Here is a 20,612-nt window from a genome sequence, read left to right on the forward strand (position 1 = left end):
CCGTCAGCCCCCGGGCCGCCCGGCCGCCTCGCCCGACGTGTCCTGCGGCTGCGGCACGGCGGTGTCGGCGGCGGCGCCCGTGCCGGCCTCCGCGGCCGCGGCACTGTAGACGTCCGGCTCCAGGTAGATCACCCGGGCGATCGGCACCGCCGCGCGGATCCGCGCCTCCACGGCGTTGATGCCGCGCGCCAGGTCGTGGGCGCTCTCCCACTCCGGCACGGCGATCTTGGCGGCCACCATCAGCTCTTCCGGGCCCAGGTAGAGCGTCTTCATGTGGATGATCCGCTCCACCTCGGGGCCGTCGGCGACGGCCCGCTCGATGGCGGCCAGATCGGACGCCTCGGCGCCCTCACCGAGCAGCAGGCTCTTCGTCTCGATGGCCAGCACGACGGCGATGACGACCAGCAGGATGCCGATCATCGCGGTGCCCGCGGCGTCCCACCGGCCGTTGCCGGTGATCAGGGTCATGCCGACACCGAAGAGCGCGAACACCAGACCGACAAGCGCGCCGAAGTCCTCCAGCAGCACCACCGGCAGCTCCGGCGCCTTGGCGCGACGGATGAAACGCACCCAGGACTGGTTGCCCCGGACGTGGTTGGACTCCTTGATGGCCGTCCGGAAGGAGAACGACTCCATCACGATCGCCGCGACCAGCACGACCACCGGCAACCACTGCCATTCGGTGATCCCGTGGGCATCCGACCACTTGTGGTACGCCTCGTACAGCGCGAACAGACCACCGATGCTGAACAGCACGATGGACACGATGAACGCGTAGATGTAGCGCTCCCGGCCGTACCCGAACGGGTGTTCCGGGGTGGCCGCGCGCTTCGCCCGCTTGCCGCCGAGCAGCAGGAGCCCCTGATTGCCGGAGTCGGCGACCGAGTGGACCGACTCGGCCAGCATCGACGACGACCCGGAGAGCAGGAACGCAATGAACTTGGTGACGGCGATGCCGACGTTGGCCAGCAGGGCGGCGACAATCGCCTTCGTCCCACCGTTCGCGCTCATGCCACCGCTCCGCTTCGCCGCACGAAGCCGCCCGGTCCGCGCATGACGCGCCGCCCCCTACGCTCGTTCACTGGTTCGAAAGCTCCTTCATCTCGGTGATGGCCGGAACGGCCATCGGGTCCAGCCCATGAGCCAGGGCAAGGTAGATCGAGGCGAAATCCGGCACGGCGATCAGCGACGCCAGCCGCTCCAGGGCGGAACCGCCCTCGGCGGTCACCACGTCGCACCGCACGCCACGACGCTCCGCGAGGGTCTGCACCGCGTCCGCACGGCGCTCCTCGACGGCGAGCGGCTCGTCGGTGTCGTCCTCGGCGTTGAGCCCGCCGTCGCGCAGCAGCACCAGCCGCAGCCGGGTGCCCTCGCCGTCGTCCTCGGCCGGGTCGGCGAAGATGTCCCGCTCCCCCTCGGCCAGGCCGCCGAAGACGCCGTCGAGCAGCCCGACGCGACCCCGCCCGGCCTCACCCAGCGCCCCGGTGACCACCGGGTAGCGGGCGTTCGCCGACAGCGTGTCGCCGAACCGGCGGGCCGCCACCGTGGCCAGCGGAGACGAGCCCCAGACGATCGGGATCGAACCGGCCAGACCCAGTGCCAGTGACTTCGCCGGGTTGACGAAGGACTCGGCGGCGGACCGGCAGCGGTCCGCGTCCGCGTCGAGCCGGGCCGCGGTCTCCGCCAGGTCCGCCTCGTTGACCTTCACCAGCCCGAGGGACCGGGCGGCGAGCAGGACCGGGACGGTGAGCGCCCAGAGGCTGGCCCGCGCCGGGGCACGCCGAGGCACCGGAATGAACGGAGCCCGGGCCTGCTCGGCGATCGACTGCAACTGCGAGTCCGGGGCGCCCACGGCGACGAGTCGGGCACCACGCCGGTGGGCCGCCTCGGCGGCGCCGAGCGCCTCCGGGCTGCGCCCCGACGCACTCACCGCGATCACCACGTCGGCCGCGCCGACCCAACCGGGTACGCCGGCGCTGCGGTGCCCGATGATCGGGACCGGGCAGCGCGGGCCGGCGACAGTGGCCAGCACGTCCCCGGTACGCCCCGCCGTGCCGATGCCGGCGATCACGACGGCCCGGGGCCGCCCGTCGTCGGCGAGCACCGCCAGGTTCGCCTCGGCCGCCAGTGCCGCGCTCTCCCGCACCTGCGCGCCGGCCGACGCGGTGTGCCGGAGCATGCCGCCCGGGTCGGCCTCGGCCAACGCCTGCGGGTTGTCGAGCAGGGCCTCGTCGGCGTCACGACGTCCACTGACCCCGGCCGTACCGTCGATCATGAGGACTGCCCGGGGCCGCCGCGCGCCTCGTCGAGCAGCAGCACCGGCACGTCGTCGCGGACCTCGAAGATCCGGCCGCACTCCGTGCAGGTCAACGTCTGCGCCTCGGCGTCGTAGGTGAGCGGGGCGTGGTGCGTGTCCGGACAGGCAAGGATCTCGAGCAACTGCGGATCCAGGGCCATGGCACGGCTCCTTCCACGTGTGCGGCTTGACCGACGGCGGTGCCGACCGGCGCAGGCGATCTTATCGGCGAACGCGGTCGAGCACGTCGTCCCGGAGTGAGACCATCCGATCCCGGGTGGGCGCCTCGACGTTGAGCCGCAGCAGCGGCTCCGTGTTGGAGGCGCGCAGGTTGAACCAGGCGCCGTCGGGGAAACGCAGGGTGAGCCCGTCCATCTCGTCGGCCACCGCGTCGGGGTACGCCTCGCGCACCTCGGCAACCGCCGCCGCCTGGTCGGTCACCGTCGAGTTGATCTCGCCGGAGGCGATGTAGCGCTCGTACTCACCGGCCAGCACGGAGAGCGGCAGCGACTGCTCGCCCAGCGCGGCCAACGTGTGCATCGCCGCGAGCATGCCGGTGTCGGCGAACCAGAAGTCCCGGAAGTAGTAGTGCGCGGAGTGCTCGCCGCCGAAGACGGCGTTCGTGCGGGCCATCTCCGCCTTGATGAAGGAGTGCCCGACCCGGGCCACCACCGGCTGCCCCCCGTGCTCCCGGATGATCTCCGCGACCGCGCTGGAGGTGATCAGGCCGTGGATCACCGTGGAACCGGGGTGCTTGGCCAGCTCACGGGCCGCGACGAGGGCGGTGATCGCCGACGGCGAGACCGGCTCGCCGCGCTCGTCCACCACGAAGCACCTGTCGGCGTCACCGTCGAAGGCCAAGCCGATGTCGGCCCCGTGCTCAACCACCGCGCGCTGGAGATCGACCAGGTTCGCCGGGTCCAGTGGGTTGGCCTCGTGGTTGGGGAAGCTGCCGTCCAACTCGAAGTAGAGCGGCACGATCTCCAGCGGCAGCGGCGACAGGGCCGCGTCGCCGAGCACTGTCGGAACGGTGTAGCCACCCATGCCGTTGCCGGCGTCGACGACCACCTTCAACGGTCGGATGCCCGAGAGGTCGACCAGCTTGCGCAGGTAGCCGGCGTAGTCGGGGAGCAGGTCGCGCCGCTCGGCGGGCCGGGTCGGCGCACCGGCGGGACGCGCGTCGCCCGAATCCAGGAGGGCCTGGGCCCGCTCCCGGATCTCGGCCAGGCCACTCTCCTGGCCGATTGGGCGGGCGCCGGAGCGGCACATCTTGATGCCGTTGTACTGTGCGGGGTTGTGGCTGGCGGTGAACATCGCGCCGGGCAGGTCGAGCGAGCCGGACGCGTAGTAGAGCAGGTCGGTGGAGGCGAGGCCAATCTCGATCACCGAGCGCCCCTCGGCGCGTACGCCGGCGGCGAACGCGGCGGCCAGGCCGGGCGACGTGGCCCGCATGTCGTACCCGACGACGACAGCGTCGCCTGGCTCGTCGGTGGAGTTGAGCAGCTGGGTGAAGGCGGCGCCCAGTGCCTCGGCGGCCCGTTCGTCCCACTGGTCCGGCACCGTCCCGCGGACGTCGTACGCCTTCACAATCTGGGACAGATCAGACACGTGTTCCACTCCTTGGCCGCAGGTTAGACACCGATCCTGAGCCTAACGGAGGGGCCGGGCCCCGCTCCGCTCAGCCGGGGAGCCGGGGAATGAACACGGTGTGGCCGCCGCCGTCGGTGGGCGGGTCACCGGGCAACGGGCGACCATCGGGCCGACCCGGCATCGGCTGGGTCGCCTCCGGCGTCGGAGCAGGAGTTTCCGGACGCGCGCCGTAGACCCCGCCGGTGGCGGGACGTGGGGCCGGCACCGGAGCACCCCAGCCGTCGACCGGCGGCTGCTGGCCGTACACCTGACCGGGGCGACCGGGCGCGGCCGGCAACCCACCCCCGGCGCGGTAGGTGGTGCCGCCGGGGTTGCCCGGCAGGGCGCCGGGGGCGTCGTCGGACGGCTTCCGGTCCTGCCGCGAGCGGCGGAACAGCAGCACGATGAGCAGCAGTCCGACCGCCACCAGCACAATGCCGAAGTACATCACCGGTGATCCTCCTCCGGACGATTCGGCGGCGGTCGCCGTGGTGTTCGGTGCGCCGGACACCCCACCCAGCGCCGCCGGGTTCACCGCGTCGTCGACGGTCGCGACCTCGGTCGGGCTCGGGGTGGGCGTCGGCTTCTTCGACTGCGACGGGGTCGGCGACGGGGTGACCCGCCCTCCGGTCAGCCGCGCCGCGTCGGTGGCGCGGCCCAGCGTCTGGCCGGCGGCGCTGATGCCCGCGCCGGTGACCACCAGACGGCCGCCCGGCGCACCCGCCGCGAACGCCACCCGGTAGCGCACCGTGATGGCCTTGCCCTTGCACAGCGTCGGCTTCAGGGGTGACGTCTGCGCTGTCGACACGTGGCCGGCACCGCCGGTGACGGCCACCGGGAACCAGCGCCCGCCCGCGTTGACCTGGACCGCCACCTGGTTCGGCTGGAGACCCTGCAGGCTGAAGCCCAGCGCGGTACGCAGCAGGACGCACCCGTCGGTGCGCTTACGCACCGCGACGTTCACTCCCTGCGCGGAACCACCGGCGGCGAAGCTGCTGGCCGCGCCCACCCGGACCGAGTCCTCGTCAGCCAGCGCCGGCGACGCACCGAGCATCACCAGGCCGCCCGCCAGACCGCAGACCGCCGCGAGCCGCGCCACGCGTCGACGCACTGTCATGATCACCTCGCCGTTCTCCCCGGGTGGGGTCCGCGGTCAGGCTACTACCGGCCCACCTGCCCCACCGGTCATAGAGCGGCCCGGATGTGTGCGGCGTTACGGTTTACGACCCGGCCCGCCGACCTGCTGGTGGCCGGACTGACCTGCCGGTCAGCCGGCTTGCTCCGCCTCGGCGAGAGCGTCGCGGCAGAGTCGGTCGGCGGTGCGGGTGGTCTCCGGCAGCCGGTAGCGCGGGGTCAACGCGAGCACCTGCGCGGTCGCGTTCTCCAGGCTCATCCGATGACCAACGCTGACGAAGAGCGGCTTCACCCCGTCCCGGGTCCGCAGCACCCGACCGACGACGTCACCACCGTCGCGCAACGGCGACCAGGAACCCCGCTCAGCTGACGGCGGATCCCACGTCCCGACCAGTGGCGTCTTTCCCACCCCGATCGCGGGCAACCCGGTGACCACCCCGAGGTGGCACGCCAACCCGAACCGGCGCGGATGGGCCAGCCCGTGCCCGTCGCAGACCAGCAGGTCCGGCATGGTGGTCAGGCGGTCGAGCGCACCGAGCAGCGCGGGCAACTCACGGAAGGCGAACAACCCCGGCACATAGTCGAACGCGGGTCGCCCCACACCGACCGCGGAGTCCACCACCGCCAAGGTCCGGGCATCCAGGACCGTCACGGCCGCCGCCAGCAGGTCACCACCCTCGGCGTACGCGACGTCCAGGCCGGCCACCGTCGCGGGCGCGCCAGGCCCCGGCCCGACCAGGTCCACCAACGGCCGCAACTCCTCCTGTACGGCCACCGCCTCCGCGACACTCCCCGGCCCGACGGTGCCCGGCGCGCCGCTCGTGCCCGGCGCGCCGCTCGTGGCTGGCGCGCCGCTCGTGGCTGGCGCGCGTGATGATCCACTCGGCTTCACGGAAGTCGGGCTGTCCCTCGGACCTGGATGCCCCGACTTCAAGGAACCCGAGTCGATCACACTCGGCCCGAGGCGTCAGCGCCATCCCCGGCGACGCTGCCGTCCGGGCCACCCCGGGCAGTGTCACCGTCGGCTCGGCCCCTGATCGCGCCCAGGCCGAGCGCGAAGGCAGTGCCGAGGGCGACACCGAAGGCCACGCCACCCTTCGCACCGAACACCGGAATGCCGATCGCCAGGCCGATCAGGATGCCGACCGGCCAGGCCCAGACGGTGGACCTGACGCTCTGCGTACCGGATTTCGCCATGCGTCGATCTTATTCGGCCCTCGCACGCCCAATCACTGCCGACCGGACGGCTGCTTGCCAGCGTCGCCGGCACCCGGCGCGAACATGGCTCGGATGTCGTCCTCGTCGGGCAGCGCAATACCCCCGCTGACGGTCTCGGCCACTCTCTCGGCCGTCGCTCGATCAACGGTTTCGAAGCGGTCGACGTTTCGATAGTCGTTCACAAAGCGCACGACCAGAGCTGGATCGAAGGCCCAGTGCCCGCTGCGGTGATCCCAGAGGATGGCGTTACCTGTGCCTACGTCCATTACGAAGAGTCCGGCCGGACCCCCGACCCTCTCGTCATTTCGGTAGATCACGTAATACGTCAACAATCTCTTCCTCCAACTTGATGACGACGTCCGCTGTTATTGGGAAGTCGGAAGAATTCAACCCCAACTCATGCACCACCTGCGAAAAGCTGATCCCTTGACGGTCAAGCCATGATCGATACTTCTGCCAGGCGTCTCCGTTCTTGCTCAACCACTTGGCAAAGCTTGCGTCCTTAGTCGGAAAATAGTCCTCCAAGGCGGGCGGGACGGACTCCGGCATCCGGCGCTCACGGTTGGCGGCAAGCATCCGCAGGAACGCGTGCACATGCTCCTCCGGCCGGCTTGAGACCCGGCGCAGGATCTCGTAGTCGCCGTGAGTCTGCATCCACACCTCCCGCGAGTCACGCGTGTGCAACTGCAGCTCGACGAGGAGCCCGTCGGGAGTTCGGAGAGTGCAGTTGAATCCGTAGAACCTGTTACCCGCCCGCCAGAAATTCTTGAGGTCCGACTGCGGGACGGAGAACCCGGCTTCCCGGAGCCCCGCGAGCACTAGTTGAACGCCCCGCCGATAGCTCTCCCCGGGTGGCATCTCGAACAAGAACCGGAGGACGTCATTCACCGTCTGCGAGAATTCCTCGGCCCCAATGTTCAGACCCCGTGCCTCATCGACGAACTTCCGTGCCAGCGAACCCAGCCCTTTGACGCGAAAGTCGCGGTCGCGCAGCTGCACCGGCTCTTTAAGACCCAGAGCCTCCGTCACGTTGCGCCCGACCTGAGTCAGAGTCTCTTCGACTCGATCGGCGGCCGCGAGTGCGCGATGCCGAAGCTCCGTCAGAGCCGCTAACTCGCTTGCCGTAAGTCGCGCCAACTCGACGGCTGGATCACCCAGCTCATTCGCTGTGGTCGGATCACCAGCCGGTTCGTTCGGGTACTGCGCCGAGCCCGGGCCGTCGAGGAGCAGGTACATCCGGTTGATGTACGGGTCGCCGTGGCCGCCGTCGTCGTGCGTCGGCGGGTGATCCGGCAGGTCGGGTCGTTCGCTGAACCGGCCCCGGGGCAGTCCGCCGAGTGGCATCGGTCGACCGTCTCCGCTCAGCACCAGCGCATCGATGCCGACCACGTCGGGGTAGAGCGGCCGGTCCCGGACCACGCCGTTCTGCGGGTCCACGTAGAGCACAGTGCCGTTCTGGTTGAGCGCCACCCAGGCGTGCGAACCGCCGTGCGCCCACTCGGTGACCAGGAACGAGTAGCTGCCGTGGCCGCCCAGCAACAGTTGGTCGTGCAGGTTGCGGTAGCCCCGGTCGGCGGCCTGCCGCGCCTGCGCGGCATCCGTACGTTGGCCGGGGGCGACGAGTTGCTGGAAGCGCCCGCCGGTCACGTCCTCGACCCGACCCGGGCCGCCGGCCTCGCCACGGATGGGGCGCCGGATGTCACCGTCCAGGTAGCCGTCGAAGGTACGTGGCGCCGACACGCGGGGTCGCCCGTGCACCCAGGTTTCGAACAGCGACAGAGTGCAGTCCAGGCAGTTGATGCCCCGGGTGGCGTCGGCTGCGGGACCACCGTCGTTGAGCAGTCGGAACCAGCCGCCCTGTCGGGGGTCGGCGGTGCGGGCGACGGTGCCGTCCGGCTCGCGGGGCATCTGCCGTTCGACGTCGACCTGGTGCAGGGCGAGCGGTGGCCGGAGTCCTCCGGGCTGCCCGTACGGCCGGGAGTCGTCGATCGGCGGCGGATCGTCGTCGCCGGTGAGCCGGGACGGGCCACCAGTTTCCACAGCGCCGAGCGCGAGCGCGCCCACGTCCCGGTTGGCGTGTTCGAAGGTGGCGGTGATGTCCACGACCGGCGGGGCCGTGCTGCCGGCCAGCACCGCGTCTGCCAGGTCACGCCATTCTGAGTACGCGCGTGCCTCCTCGTTCGCGGCGCGCTGCCAGCCGTCGGCCCACTGACGGTTGCCGGCTTGGTGCAGCTGTCGGGCGTAGGTGGCGTACTCGACGGCTCGGCGATCGTGCTCCACGGCACGGGTGCGTAGTCGGGCGGCCTCGGCCTGCCGGCGGGTGTTCTCGAACCCGAGCCGCAGCGACTCGTAGTGCTCCTGGTAGCGCCGCCGCTCGGCGGCCTCCGCAGCGGCGGCCCACTGCGCCGCGTACGAGTCGGTGGTCTCGGGTTCGCGCACCGACGGGGCACCGAACGCGGCCACGTCGACGGGAACCGACGCCCTTCCCCGGGCGGGATGCTCCTCTGGTGCTCGCACCGGTGCGGGCGTCTCCCGGGTCGGGACACGCGACGGCACGGCGAACCGACCCACCACCGGTGCGGCGGCGGCGACCGGCAGCGGCCCGTTGGTGGTGGTCGGGACGCTGAAGGTGACCGGCGCGGCCGGGCCGGGGGCGATCGTCGGTGCGGAGGGGCCGGTCGCCAGAGGCCAGGCGGTCGGTCCGGAGGTGGTGGGGTGCGGTGAGCTGCCGGGGTGGGCCGGGGGCGCAGCGTTGGCAGCCGGAGTGCCGCCCGATTCGAGGGGACCGGCCACGGGTGCGGACACCGACGAAAGCCGCGGATCAGCACCCACCACAGGCTGACTCGGATCAGCAGCCACCGCCGACGTGGCCGGATCGGCGGCCGAAGCAGAATTGACCGGATCGGTGGTCGAAGCAGAGGTGGCCGGATCGGCACGCACCGCCCACGTGGCCGGATCGGTGGTCACCGCCACAAGCGGGGGGTTGGCCGTGACCGGCTGGGACGGGCCAGCTCTCTCCCCGAACGGCCCGCCCGTCGACGTCGTCGTCTCGGAAGCACTTACCGATCGGTGCACACCTTCCACATCGGACACCGCACCGAACGGCATCGTTGCCGACGTGTGCGCGTCGGGCGCGACCGCCGCAGGCGAGACCGCCGCAAACGGGAGCCCCGCAGACGAGACCGCCGCAGACGGCAGCGCCGCAGATGCGGCCCCGAGGGAGGAAGACGACGCCGCAGCGGCCGCGTCCCCTGCAGCAGGCAGTACGGACGGAAGGGAGGGACCCGCGTACGACCCTCCGGCGAGGGCGTTTGCCTGCGCATCGAGCCGGGCGCGTAGCGCGTGGTCGGTCTGGCCGGTCGCGGAACCGGTGGCCCCGGACGCGGCGGCGCGCGCCACGTCCTCCATCGAGGTCAGGCCCTGACCGGTGGCCAGGCTCGCGGCGCTCTCGGCGAGCACCTCGCCGGTCATCTCCCGCCCCAGGTGCTCGCCGACTTTCGCCGCTCGCCCGGTCGCGTGCCGGCCCAGACCGGCCAGCGGTGCCACCGCCCCACCGGCCAGCCCGCCGACCGCCGAGGCACCGAGATCGGTGAGGTCCAGGCCGTGTGCCCGCCCGGTGGAGTTCTGGTACGCCTGGGTGGCCAGGGTGATCCCGGCCTCCTCGGTGGCCTCCTCCAGCCCTTCCCGGGCGGCCCGCTTGGCGAGCCCGCGTACACCGCCTCGGGCGGCCTCCTTGGCGGCCCGTTCGCCGGCCTCCTTGAGCCCGTGTCTGAGGGATTTGCTGGCGAGTTGGCCCATCAGCCGCTTGAAGATCTGTTGCACCAGTAGCCGGGTCGCGGTGATTGCCGCGCCGGCGGCCGGGGTGGCGGCGCCTGCGGTCAGCACCGCCGCCACCGCCACGGTGAGCAGCTCGACGACCAGGATGCCCAGCTCGATCCAGACTTCGAGTTTGGCGCCCTCAATGTCGCAGCCGCACTCCTCGACCAGCCGGCCCAGGTCGGCGGTTACCGCGAGCAGCACGGGCAGCGGGGCGTCGGCACCCTCGGCGATCCCCCGCCAGGCCGCTTCGAACGCCGCGTCGACCGCCCCGACACCGCCGTACCCGTTGTGCACCTCGGCGGCGGCCGCTGCGGCGTCGGCGTGCGGCCCGGCGAGCACGGAGGCGACCGCGTACCACTTGTCGGCGACGTCCCAGACGGCTCGTTCGTTGCCCTCCGGCCACTGCACGCCGACCACCCAGTCGAGGGCCTCGTAGATCCAGCCGGGCACGTCCCACGGCGCGTAGTCCAGGGGGTGCGGGATGGGACTCGGCAGCACGCTCATCGGGATCGTCGGCCGTCAGCGCCGGTCGGCGGCCCGACCGACCCGGGCGGCGCTGGCCCCGTCGGTCTGCACGCTCGCGTCGACCGCCTCGACCACGTCGCCGCCCAGCTCGGTGAGCCGGTGCCCGACGCCGGCCCAGGCGCGCAGCACGGTCTGCTCGAACCCGCGGTAGTTGCGCTCGAAGGCGGCGCCGATGTCGTCGCGGCCCCAGGGCCGGGCACCGCTGGCGGCCTCGATCGCGCCCCCCTCCACCGCGCGGCGGGCCGTCACCGCCTCACCGGCGAGTGCCAGGTCGGCACCGCCCCGGCGGGCCCGGGACGGATCAAGCCAGAGCTGCCCGTCGGTCATGCCTTCGCCTCACCTTTGCCGAGTACGGCGTCGGCCCGACCGAGCAGCGCGGCGTAGTCGCCGGTCTTGAGGAAGTCCATCGTCCCGGAGCCGGCCGGCATGCTCTCGGCGACGAGGTCGCGGGTGGCGTCGGCGGCGGCGGTCGCGGCGGCCCGGATAGTTTCGGTGACCTTTCCGCCGAGCGCCCCGGCGTCGCGGTCCCGGTAGATGGCCGGGGTCAGCTCGACCTCGATCAACTGGCCCTGGGCGCCCACTGTCGCAGTGACCTGCCCGTCGGCCGACCTGCGGGTCACCCGGAGTGCGGCGAGTCGCGTCTGGAGCGTGTCCAAACCGGATCTGAGCTGCTGGTATTGCCCGTACACGTCGTCGAATCGGGCCCGTAGCTCGCGATTGACGCCCCGGTCCGCCTGTTCGTCCACCGCCGCCCTCCCCGTCACCGTCGGTAGAGCGAAACAATACCGGCCGCCATCGATCCGTGTAGTCCGGTAGTTTCAATGCGTGATCGACCGACAACAGGCCGAGCAGCTCGCGGCCACCTGGGCCCGCCGTGACTCGCAGCGCCTCGGCCACGAGTGCACAGCGATGGTCGACGAGTTCGACCTGGGTTACGTCATCACGTCCGTCGTGCCCACCGAGGTGCGCACGGTGCCGGGTGACCTGCCGACGACGGTCATCGACAAGCAGACCGGCACTGTCACCACCTGGCCCCGGGTGCCGAGCACTGTGGTGGCGGAGCTGTACCGACGTAGCCAGCCTCCGGGGCCGACCGCTCCCCGCACCGTCGATCCGTCGAGCCTGCTGGTGCGGGAAATCCACCGCGGCGCCACCCCGAACACCGCCGCGCACCTGACCATCGACGGGCGGATCTGGACGGCCCAGGGCACGAAGGCCGACGTGCCGCTCAACCATCACCCGCTGGTGAGCGACTATCTGCACCAGTTGCCTCCCGGCGACCTGGTTCGCGGCGGGGCGGCTCACGCCGAGCTGATCGTGGTCTCCGACGTCCTGCACGAGTACGACCACCGCCGCGCCGCCGAGGGCATCGCGCCGATGGGGCGGGCCGAGGCGGCGGCACTGCTGGAGGGCGCCCGCTTCGAGATCTTCCGGATCCGTGAGCCGGGTGATCCGGCTGGTGGGCCCGCCGAGCGGCCCTGCGACTCGTGCCTCAACTTCCTGGTGCGGGCGAACGTCCTGCCGGAGTCGGCCCGCGCCTACACCGAGACCTGGCTCGCGCCGGAGGCACCCGACCCCGATCCTGGGCGTTTTCCGGCGGAGGTCGCGAACGCGCTGGTCGCGGCCGGTTGGCGACCGCACATCGGGGATCAGATCATGGCCGCCGCCGCCGTACGGGACGTCACGTCGGTGTCGGGGCGCAACCATCAGCACGAGGTCTTTCCCGCCGCCGTGGAGGCGCTCACCGCGTTCCCCAGCCTGGTCGGCGCGCGGCGCGGCCGGGGCGAGCAGGTGTGGATCTCCCGTTTCGACATCCGCCCGCACACCATCGCGCACACCGCCGACACCCTCGCGGACTTCGGCGCGGTGCTCGGCGTACGCCTCTTTCCGATCGGCACCGAGCAGCAGGACAGCATCCTGGCGGTGGACGAACGCGGTCGGGTGTTCGCGCTCGACCAGGCCGGCGAGTGGTTCCTCGGCGACACCATCGACGCCGCGCTGACCACCCTGCTGCTCGGCCGCGCCCCCGCCCGGGTTCGCGACGACGGCACCTGGCAGGCCGACTAGCCCGGCACCGTGCCGCGTCCTAGAGCGCGAGGCCGGTCAGCACCATGACCCGGGGCTCGGTGTAGTCGTCCATAGCGCTGCGCAGCCCTTCCCGGCCGACGCCGCTGCCCTTCACTCCGCCGTACGGCATCTGGTCGGCGCGGTACGACGGCACGTCGCCGACGATCACCCCGCCCACCTCCAGCGCGCGGGCGGCGGCGAAGGCCACGTCCAGGCGCCGGGTGAAGACGCCGGCCTGCAGGCCGTACGCCGAGTCGTTGACCGCGGCGAACGCGGCCTGGTCGTCGGCGACCGGGGCGACCACCAGCACCGGCCCGAACACCTCCTCGGCCACGACCTTGGCGTTCGCCGGCACGCCGGTGAGCACTGTCGGGGGGTAGGTCGCGCCGTCGCGGAGGCCGCCCACCTCGACGGTGCCGCCAGCGGCGACGGCCTCGGCCACCCACGTCTCGACCCGGCGGGCCGCGTCCTCGGACACCATCGGCCCGACGTCGGTCAGCTCGGACGCCGGGTCTCCGGTCCGCAGTCCCCGCACCGCCGCCACCAGCCGGGGCAGGAAGTCGGCGTACCGGGCGTGGTGCACGTACACCCGCTGGACGGCGATGCACGACTGGCCGGCCTGGTAGTTGGCGAACGTCGCGATGCGCTGCGCGGCGAAGTTCAGGTCCTCGTCGGTGGTCCAGTCCGCGCAGAGCACAGCGGCGGCGTTGCCACCCAACTCCAGTGTCACGTGTTTCTCCGGCGCGGCGCGACGGATGGCCGCGCCGACCGGCCCGGAGCCGGTGAACGACACCACAGGTAGCCGGGGGTCGGTGACCAGTTCGGCGGCGCGGTCGTTGGGCAGCGGCAGTACCGAGAACATCCCGGCCAGGAGGTCGGTCTCGGCCAGTAGTTCGCCGAGCAGCAGCGCGGACAGGGGGGTCGCGGGCGCGGGCTTGACGATGATCGGAGCGCCGACGGCGATGGCCGGTGCCACCTTGTGGGCGACCAGGTTGAGCGGGAAGTTGAACGGCGTGATGCCCAGCACGGGCCCTCTCGGCACCCTGCGGACCAGCGCGATCCGCCCGCCGGCGGCCGGGTCGGTGTCGAGTCGTTGCAACTCGCCGGAGAATCGCCTGGCCTCCTCGGCGGCCCAGCGGAAGGTCGACACCGCACGCCCGACCTCGGCGCGGGCCCACTTGAGCGGCTTGCCGTTCTCCGCGGTGATCAGGGCGGCGATCGCGCCCGCGCGCTCGGCGAGCCGCCGGGACACGTGGTCGAGGGCCGCCGCGCGGGCGTGCGCGGGCAGGGCCGCGGCCTGCGCGGCCACCCCGGCCGCTGCGGCGACGGCGGCGTCGACCTGGTCGGGCGTGGCAACTGTGGTACGCCCGACGGGGCGGCCGTCGTACGGGTGGTGGACGGTCAGGTCCCCCTCGCCGGTGGCGGGGCGGGAGGCGACGAAGAAGGGTGCGGGCTCCACGGCGAGCAGCGTAGCCGAGGGATGAGCCGACGGAAACAGTCGCGATAACCCTTGTCTGCCGCGAATTCAGTAGCGAAGATGGCAGAGAGATTGCGATAACCGCCGCAGAAACGCGCCCCCGGCCCCCTCGGAGTGATCCCGCCATGAGTGACCAGCAGCAGCTGCGCAACTTCGTCAACGGCTCCTACGTCGACCCGGTCGATGGCGGTTACGCCGACCTGGTCGACCCCTGCACCGGTGAGGTGTTCGCCCAGGCCCCGGTCTCCGGCGCCGCCGACGTGGATGCGGCGATGAGCGCCGCCGCCACCGCCTTCGAGAGTTGGCGGGAGGTCACCCCCGCCGAGCGACAGCGGGCGCTGCTCAAGCTCGCCGACGCCGTGGAGGCGCGCGCCGCCGAGCTGGTCGACGCCGAGGTCCGCAACACCGGCAAGCCCCGCCAGCTCACCGCCGAGGAGGAGCTTCCCCCGGCGGTGGACCAGTTCCGGTTCTTCGCCGGCGCCGCCCGGATGTTGGAGGGACGGTCCGCCGGGGAGTACCTGGCCGGGCACACCTCCTACGTGCGGCGTGAGCCGATCGGCGTCTGCGCGCAGGTCACCCCCTGGAACTACCCGCTGATGATGGCGGTCTGGAAGATCGCCCCCGCGCTCGCCGCCGGCAACACTGTGGTGCTCAAGCCGTCGGACACCACCCCGGTGTCGACGCTGCTGCTCGCCGAGATCGCCGCGGAGTTCTTCCCGCCGGGGGTGTTCAACGTGGTCTGCGGCGACCGGGACACCGGTCGTACCCTCGTGTCGCACCCGACCCCGCAGCTGGTGTCGATCACCGGCTCGACCCGCGCGGGCATGGAGGTCGCCGCCGCGGCGGCCCCCGACCTGAAGCGGACCCACCTGGAGTTGGGCGGCAAGGCCCCAGTGGTGATCTTCGACGACGCGGACGTGGCGGCGGCGGCCGAGGCCATCGCGCTGGGCGGCTACTTCAACGCGGGGCAGGACTGCACGGCGGCCACCCGGGTGCTGGCCGGCCCCGGCATCCACGACGACTTCGTGGCGGCGCTCGCCGAGCAGGCCCGCAACACGAAGACCGGCGCCCCGGACGACGCCGACGTGCTCTACGGCCCGCTGAACAACGCCAACCAGCTCACCCGGGTCAGCGGGTTCGTGGACCGCGTGCCGGACCACGCGGCGATCCAGACCGGTGGGTCCCGGCAGGGCGAACGCGGTTACTTCTACGCGCCGACTGTGGTCTCCGGGCTGCGTCAGGCCGACGAAATCATCCAGGACGAGGTGTTCGGGCCGGTCATCACCGTGCAACGCTTCTCCGACGAGGACGAGGCGGTGCGCTGGGCCAACGGCGTCGACTACGGCCTGTCCGCGTCGGTGTGGACGCGGGACCACGGCCGGGCCATGCGGATGACCCGTCGACTGGACTTCGGGTGCGTCTGGGTCAACACGCACATCCCGTTCGTCTCGGAGATGCCGCACGGCGGCTTCAAGCACTCCGGGCACGGCAAGGACCTCTCGGTCTACAGCCTGGAGGACTACACCCGGATCAAGCACGTCATGCACAACCTGGAGAGCTGACCCATGCCGTCGAGCGAGGAGCTGCACAAGCGGCGCGGCGATGCGGTGGCCCGGGGTGTCGGCAGCGTGATCCCGTCCTACGTGGACCGCGCATCCGGCGGGACGATCACCGACGTCGACGGCCGGGAGTGGATCGACTTCGCCGCCGGCATCGCCGTAACCAGCGTGGGCAACTCGGCCCCGAGGGTGGTCGAGGCGGTCCGGGCGCAGGTGGACCGCTTCACCCACACCTGCTTCATGGTCGCGCCGTACGAGTCGTACGTGGCCGTGTGCGAGCAGCTCAACGCGTTGACGCCCGGCGGGTTCGAGAAGCGCTCGGCGTTGTTCAACTCCGGCGCGGAGGCGGTGGAGAACGCGGTGAAGGTCGCCCGACACGCCACCGGGCGGCCGGCGGTCGTGGTGTTCGACCACGCGTACCACGGCCGGACCAACCTGACCATGGCGTTGACCGCGAAGAACATGCCGTACAAGCACCGGTTCGGGCCGTTCGCCGGGGAGATCTACCGGGTGCCGATGTCGTACCCGCTGCGCGACGGCGGGCTCTCCGGCGCGGAGGCCGCTACCCGGGCCATCGAGATGATCGAGAAGCAGGTCGGCGCGGAGAACGTCGCCGCGCTGCTCATCGAGCCGATCCAGGGCGAGGGCGGCTTCGTCGTACCCGCGCCGGGTTTCCTGCCCGCGCTGCGGGCCTGGGCGACGGCCGCCGGGGTGGTCTTCGTCGCCGACGAGATCCAGACCGGTTTCTGCCGTACCGGTGACTGGTTCGCCTGTCAGCACGAGGGCGTCGAACCCGACCTGGTGACCCTGGCCAAAGGCATCGCCGGTGGTCTGCCGCTGGCTGCGGTGACCGGTCGGGCCGAGCTGATGGACGCGGTGCACGTGGGCGGGCTCGGCGGCACGTACGGCGGCAACCCGATCGCCTGCGCCGCCGCGCTGGGCACCATCGAGACCATGCACGAACTGGACCTGGCCGGCGCGGCCCGACGGATCGAGTCGCTGCTGGTCCCCCGGCTCCGGGCCATCGCCGAACGGGATCCCCGGGTCGCCGAGGTACGCGGTCGGGGCGCGATGCTCGCCATTGAGTTGGTGCTGCCGGGCACGCTGACCCCCGACCCGGTCGCCACCGCGGCGATCTCGGCGGCCTGTCACGCCGCCGGCCTGCTCACCCTGACCTGCGGCACGTACGGCAACGTGCTGCGCTTCCTGCCCCCACTGGTGATCTCCGACGAGCAGATCATCCGGGGGGCGGACCTCCTCGACGCCGCGTTCGGCTGAGCGGCTGAGGGGCCCGGCGCACGGGCCCCTCCGCCGACGTCAGCGAAGCACCTCGACAGTGTTGCGGCGCACCAGGTTCTTGCCCGGCTCGCGGATCTGCTCCATGGCGGCGGAGTTCAGCAGCACACAGCTGCCCGACGGTCCGGTCACCGTCACAGTGGTCGCCCGGTTGTTGTCCAGGTTGGTCACCCGCAGCCGGGTACCCACCGGGAACTGCCCGCTGGTCGCCGCCGGCCCGGCCGCCTCCTCGAAGAAGGTGATCGCCCCCGAGCACGCCGACCGGGGCGCCGGGCCGGGCGCGCCGGGCGACGCTGCGCCGGGGCGGACGGTGCCGGGGGCCGGGGCGCCGGCGGGCGGCGCCGCGCCGTCGACGCGTTCCACCACGTTGCGGCGGATCACGTTCTTCCCCGGCTCGCGGACCAACTCCATGGCCGCCGCGTTGAGCAGCACGCAACTGCCCGACGGTCCGGTCACCGTCACAGTGGTCGCCCGGTTGTTGTCCAGGTTCGTCACCCGCAGCCGGGTACCCACCGGGAACCGGTCGCTGGTCGCCGCCGGCGCACCGCCCTCCGCCGAGAAGGTGACCGAGCCGGAGCAGACCGACGACCGGGCCGGGGCCGTGTCGGCGAACCCGAAACTGGTCCCCACCGACACGCCCACCACGGCGAGCACCGCCACACCCGCCGCCAGCACGTGCCTGCGCTGAACCCTCATCGCCGTCACTCCCGTCCTCGGTGGTGTCTTCACCCACCTGGTACGGACCGGAGCGCCCTACCGTTCAGCCGGCACGGGTATCGATCGTGCGGCGGCCAGGTCCACCGGCCCGTACCGGGTGTGCGGCGCCCCGGTGATCAGCGCCCAGTAACGGTCGCCGTACGACCAGTGCCACCACTCGGTCGGGTAGTTGATCATCCCCGCGCCGCCGAGGGCGTCCACCATGATCTGCCGGTGCCGCCTGGCGGTGCCGCCGATCGCCGGCGCGTCGGTGAAGCAGGCGTCGGCGCTGTCCTCGGGGGTGGCGTCGATGGCCGTGCCCAGGTCCAGCTCCACACCGTCGTCGGTGCAGAGCGTCAGGTCCACCGCCCCGCCCGTGCTGTGCGGGGCCACCTCGACAGGTGAGACGAACTTCGTGGTCTCCCGGTGCAGCCGCTGCGGCGACCAGTCCGGGTGCCGTCGGCGCAGCTCGTCCCGGTAGCCGGTGAAGATGGCCAGCTGCGCCTGGTACGGCCGGTAGCCCTCGACCACCAACAGGCGCAGCCCACCGGGCAGGGCACGCTGCGCGGCCAGCAGGCGGTCCACGACACCGGCCCGCAACCGGGCGTACGCCCCGGCCGGGTCGACAGCCCGGCCGTCGAGCCGCAGCTCCGGCAACTCACGCAGGTCCACGAACTCCTCGCCGTCGTCGACGCTGCGCACTGCCGCCACCCGGGGATCGGAGAGCAGGATCATCGGACGCTCCCCGCCGTGCTCGCAAACCGTTCCGCGTGCCGGACCCGAGCCAACTCGACAAGCCGGTCCACCACCTCCCGATAGCTGACCCCGACGGCGGCCCACACCTTCGGGTACATCGAGTGCGCGGTGAAGCCGGGCATCGTGTTCAGCTCGTTGACGTACAACTCACCGGCCGTCTCGTCGTAGAAGAAGTCGACCCGGGCCAGGCCCCAACCGCCGATCGCGGCGAACGCGCGCAGCGACAACTCGCGGACCCGCGCGGTCACCTCGTCCGGCAGCACGGCGGGGACGATCATCGGGTCGGCGTCGCCGAAGTACTTCTGCTGGTAGTCGAACCAGCCGCCGGCGACCCGCACCTCGCCCACCGCCGACGCCTCGGGACGCCAGCCGCCGAGCACCGCGCACTCCAACTCCCGGCCGGCGACCCCCTGCTCGACCATGACGAGCTGGTCGTGGCGAAGCGCCTCCTGCACGGCGGCGGCCAGGTCGTCACCAGCACCGACCCGGGAGATGCCGATCGACGAGCCCATGCTGGCCGGCTTGACGAAGAGTGGCCGGCTCAGCCCGGTCACCAGCTTCTCCGGGTCGTCCACCGCCCGATAGGTGTGCGCGTCGAACGACACGTCCGGGGTGACGGGGATGCCCTCGGCGCGCAGCGCCCGCTTCATCGCCACCTTGTTCATGCCGACCGCCGAGGCGAGGATGCCGCACCCGACATACGGCACGTTCAGCGACTCCAGCAGCCCCTGCACCACGCCGTCCTCGCCGTACGGGCCGTGCAGCACCGGGAAGACCACGTCCAGCTCGGCGTGCACCGCGCCGGGGGCGTTACCGGCGGTCACCTGCACGACGCCCGGACGCCTACCGGCCCGCAACTCGACGGCCGGCCCGGTCACCACCAACTGGTCGTCGATGGCCCGCTCGCCGGCCGGACGGTCGCGCAACTCGGCCAGCAGCGCGTCCGGCATCAGCCGTAACCCGCCGCTGCGGGTGACGCCGATGGCGACCGTGCGGTAGCCGCCGCCGGCGAGCGCCCGGGCCACCCCGAGCGCGGAGGCACAGGAGACCTCGTGCTCCGCCGACGGTCCACCGAACAGGATTCCGATCCGAACTGGCGCGCTCACGCCGCCGCCCCTTCCCCAGTCAGGTCGGCGGACCGCGGGCCCATCAACTGGGCCACCAGCGCCGCTTCCACGTTTCCGCCGGTCAGCACCACGCCGACCGTCCGCTGCCGGTCTCCTTCCGGCGCGAGCCGGAGGGCACCGGCCAGGCCCGCGGCCCCGGACGGCTCGGCGAGCACCTTGAGCTCCGTCAGGATCAGCCGGAACGCCGCAGCGATCTCCTCGTCGTCGACCCGGACGACACCGCGCAGCGTGTCCCGCACGATGGCGAACGGCAGCTCACCCACGCAGGACGGCCGCAGCCCGTCCGCGATGGTGGACGCCGGCGGGACCGGCACCCGAACACCTGCCGCCAGGCTGCGGGCGAGCGAGTCGCAGCCCACCGGCTCCACGCCGTACACCTCGATGCCGGAGCCGGCGGCGGCCAGGCACGCGCCGGCCACCCCGCCACCCCCACCTACCGGTACGACAAGCACGTCCAACGGTGTACCCGCGCGCTCGGCGTCCTCGATCAGCTCCAGGCTCGCGGTGCCCTGCCCGGCGATCACGTCCGGGTGGTCGTACGCGTCGATGACGGGGTGACCGCTCTCGTCGCTGAGCCCGTTTGCCACCGCCACCCGCTCCTCGACGCCGGTGCCGGCGAACACCACCCGCGCCCCCGCCGCGCGCGCCCGGTCGACCTTCGTCGGTGCCGCGTCGACCGGCAGCACCACTGTCGCCGCGAGCCCGTGCTCCCGGGCCGCCAACGCCACCGCCACCGCGTGGTTGCCGGTGCTCTGCGCGATCACCCCGGTGTGGCCGGCTGCGGCGAGGCGGCCGACCGCGCGCAGCGCGCCCCGCATCTTGTACGAGCCGCCGTGCTGGAGGTTCTCCGCCTTCAGCAGGACCCGCGCCCCGGCGAGCTCGTCGATCACCGGGGACCGCAGCACGGGGGTGCGGACCACCCGGCCGGCAAGCCACCGACCGGCCTCCTCGACGTCGGTCCGGACCTGGCCAAAGGTGCGTGTCATCGTCTCTCCTTTTCGGGCACACCACAG

The 20,612-nt window shown here is 72.2% G+C and carries 19 protein-coding genes; 3 read left to right on the plus strand and 16 right to left on the minus strand.

Annotated features, from left to right (window positions below; genetic code table 11):
* Positions 1–3: 3 nt before the first annotated feature.
* The 11 genes from ABZU74_RS05655 to ABZU74_RS05705 all read right to left on the minus strand — a co-directional run bounded on the left by ABZU74_RS05655 (position 4) and on the right by ABZU74_RS05705 (position 11,367).
* Entirely contained in the window at positions 4–1,011 is a 1,008-nt protein-coding gene (locus ABZU74_RS05655) for a cation diffusion facilitator family transporter (RefSeq protein WP_355418860.1), read from the minus strand.
* A 67-nt stretch (positions 1,012–1,078) separates the two neighbouring features.
* The gene (locus ABZU74_RS05660) at positions 1,079–2,275 is read right to left on the minus strand and encodes an SIS domain-containing protein (protein WP_091394020.1); all 1,197 of its coding nucleotides are present in this window, start codon (positions 2,273–2,275) and stop codon (positions 1,079–1,081) included.
* Positions 2,272–2,457: a Trm112 family protein gene (locus tag ABZU74_RS05665; protein ID WP_091394023.1), complete on the minus strand. Its 186-nt coding sequence runs from the start codon at positions 2,455–2,457 to the stop codon at positions 2,272–2,274. The genes ABZU74_RS05660 and ABZU74_RS05665 overlap by 4 nt, the downstream gene beginning before the upstream one ends.
* Positions 2,458–2,518: 61 nt before the next feature.
* Positions 2,519–3,904, minus strand: a complete 1,386-nt coding sequence (locus tag ABZU74_RS05670; RefSeq protein WP_355418862.1) for a phosphomannomutase/phosphoglucomutase — start codon at positions 3,902–3,904, stop codon at positions 2,519–2,521.
* A 70-nt stretch (positions 3,905–3,974) separates the two neighbouring features.
* The gene (locus tag ABZU74_RS05675) at positions 3,975–5,042 is read right to left on the minus strand and encodes a hypothetical protein (RefSeq protein WP_355418864.1); all 1,068 of its coding nucleotides are present in this window, start codon (positions 5,040–5,042) and stop codon (positions 3,975–3,977) included.
* A 150-nt stretch (positions 5,043–5,192) separates the two neighbouring features.
* Complete coding sequence (locus ABZU74_RS05680; protein ID WP_355418865.1) at positions 5,193–5,834, minus strand: endonuclease V; 642 nt, start codon at positions 5,832–5,834, stop codon at positions 5,193–5,195.
* Between the two features lie 173 nt (positions 5,835–6,007).
* Positions 6,008–6,256 carry a hypothetical protein gene (locus ABZU74_RS05685; protein ID WP_355418866.1) on the minus strand — a complete coding sequence of 83 codons (249 nt, stop codon included), beginning with the start codon at positions 6,254–6,256 and terminating at the stop codon, positions 6,008–6,010.
* Positions 6,257–6,288: 32 nt separating this feature from the next.
* Complete coding sequence (locus ABZU74_RS05690; RefSeq protein WP_355418867.1) at positions 6,289–6,606, minus strand: hypothetical protein; 318 nt, start codon at positions 6,604–6,606, stop codon at positions 6,289–6,291.
* Entirely contained in the window at positions 6,578–10,600 is a 4,023-nt protein-coding gene (locus ABZU74_RS05695; RefSeq protein WP_355418869.1) for a toxin glutamine deamidase domain-containing protein, read from the minus strand. The genes ABZU74_RS05690 and ABZU74_RS05695 overlap by 29 nt, the downstream gene beginning before the upstream one ends.
* Before the next feature lie 15 nt (positions 10,601–10,615).
* Positions 10,616–10,948: a hypothetical protein gene (locus tag ABZU74_RS05700; protein ID WP_355418871.1), complete on the minus strand. Its 333-nt coding sequence runs from the start codon at positions 10,946–10,948 to the stop codon at positions 10,616–10,618.
* Complete coding sequence (locus ABZU74_RS05705; protein WP_355418873.1) at positions 10,945–11,367, minus strand: YbaB/EbfC family nucleoid-associated protein; 423 nt, start codon at positions 11,365–11,367, stop codon at positions 10,945–10,947. The genes ABZU74_RS05700 and ABZU74_RS05705 overlap by 4 nt, the downstream gene beginning before the upstream one ends.
* A gap of 79 nt (positions 11,368–11,446) precedes the next feature.
* Between ABZU74_RS05705 and ABZU74_RS05710 the strand changes: the two genes are divergently transcribed.
* The gene (locus ABZU74_RS05710; RefSeq protein WP_355418875.1) at positions 11,447–12,688 is read left to right on the plus strand and encodes an SUKH-3 domain-containing protein; all 1,242 of its coding nucleotides are present in this window, start codon (positions 11,447–11,449) and stop codon (positions 12,686–12,688) included.
* A 19-nt stretch (positions 12,689–12,707) separates the two neighbouring features.
* Here the strand turns inward: ABZU74_RS05710 and ABZU74_RS05715 are convergent, their stop codons facing one another.
* Positions 12,708–14,147 (minus strand): aldehyde dehydrogenase family protein, encoded by a 1,440-nt coding sequence (locus ABZU74_RS05715; protein ID WP_355418877.1) that lies wholly within the window; start codon positions 14,145–14,147, stop codon positions 12,708–12,710.
* Positions 14,148–14,290: 143 nt separating this feature from the next.
* On the opposite strand from ABZU74_RS05715, the gene ABZU74_RS05720 reads away from it, so the two are divergent.
* Both ABZU74_RS05720 and gabT read left to right on the plus strand, forming a co-directional pair.
* The gene (locus ABZU74_RS05720; protein WP_355418879.1) at positions 14,291–15,727 is read left to right on the plus strand and encodes a gamma-aminobutyraldehyde dehydrogenase; all 1,437 of its coding nucleotides are present in this window, start codon (positions 14,291–14,293) and stop codon (positions 15,725–15,727) included.
* Between the two features lie 3 nt (positions 15,728–15,730).
* Complete coding sequence (gabT, locus tag ABZU74_RS05725) at positions 15,731–17,002, plus strand: 4-aminobutyrate--2-oxoglutarate transaminase (protein WP_355418881.1); 1,272 nt, start codon at positions 15,731–15,733, stop codon at positions 17,000–17,002.
* A 39-nt stretch (positions 17,003–17,041) separates the two neighbouring features.
* On the opposite strand, the gene ABZU74_RS05730 is transcribed toward gabT, so the two are convergent.
* From ABZU74_RS05730 to ABZU74_RS05745, 4 genes are read right to left on the minus strand one after another with little or no spacing between them, the layout of a single operon-like run.
* Positions 17,042–17,716, minus strand: a complete 675-nt coding sequence (locus tag ABZU74_RS05730) for a hypothetical protein (protein WP_355418883.1) — start codon at positions 17,714–17,716, stop codon at positions 17,042–17,044.
* A gap of 57 nt (positions 17,717–17,773) precedes the next feature.
* Positions 17,774–18,451 (minus strand): M15 family metallopeptidase, encoded by a 678-nt coding sequence (locus ABZU74_RS05735; RefSeq protein ID WP_355418885.1) that lies wholly within the window; start codon positions 18,449–18,451, stop codon positions 17,774–17,776.
* Positions 18,448–19,578, minus strand: coding sequence for a D-alanine--D-alanine ligase family protein (locus ABZU74_RS05740; protein ID WP_355418887.1), 1,131 nt, complete (start codon positions 19,576–19,578; stop codon positions 18,448–18,450). The genes ABZU74_RS05735 and ABZU74_RS05740 overlap by 4 nt, the downstream gene beginning before the upstream one ends.
* Positions 19,575–20,585: a pyridoxal-phosphate dependent enzyme gene (locus tag ABZU74_RS05745; protein WP_355418889.1), complete on the minus strand. Its 1,011-nt coding sequence runs from the start codon at positions 20,583–20,585 to the stop codon at positions 19,575–19,577. Before ABZU74_RS05745 ends, ABZU74_RS05740 begins: the two co-directional genes overlap by 4 nt.
* Between the last annotated feature and the right edge of the window lie 27 nt (positions 20,586–20,612).

The organism is Micromonospora sp. NPDC005171, from assembly GCF_040608575.1.
Lineage (GTDB): Bacteria > Actinomycetota > Actinomycetes > Mycobacteriales > Micromonosporaceae > Micromonospora.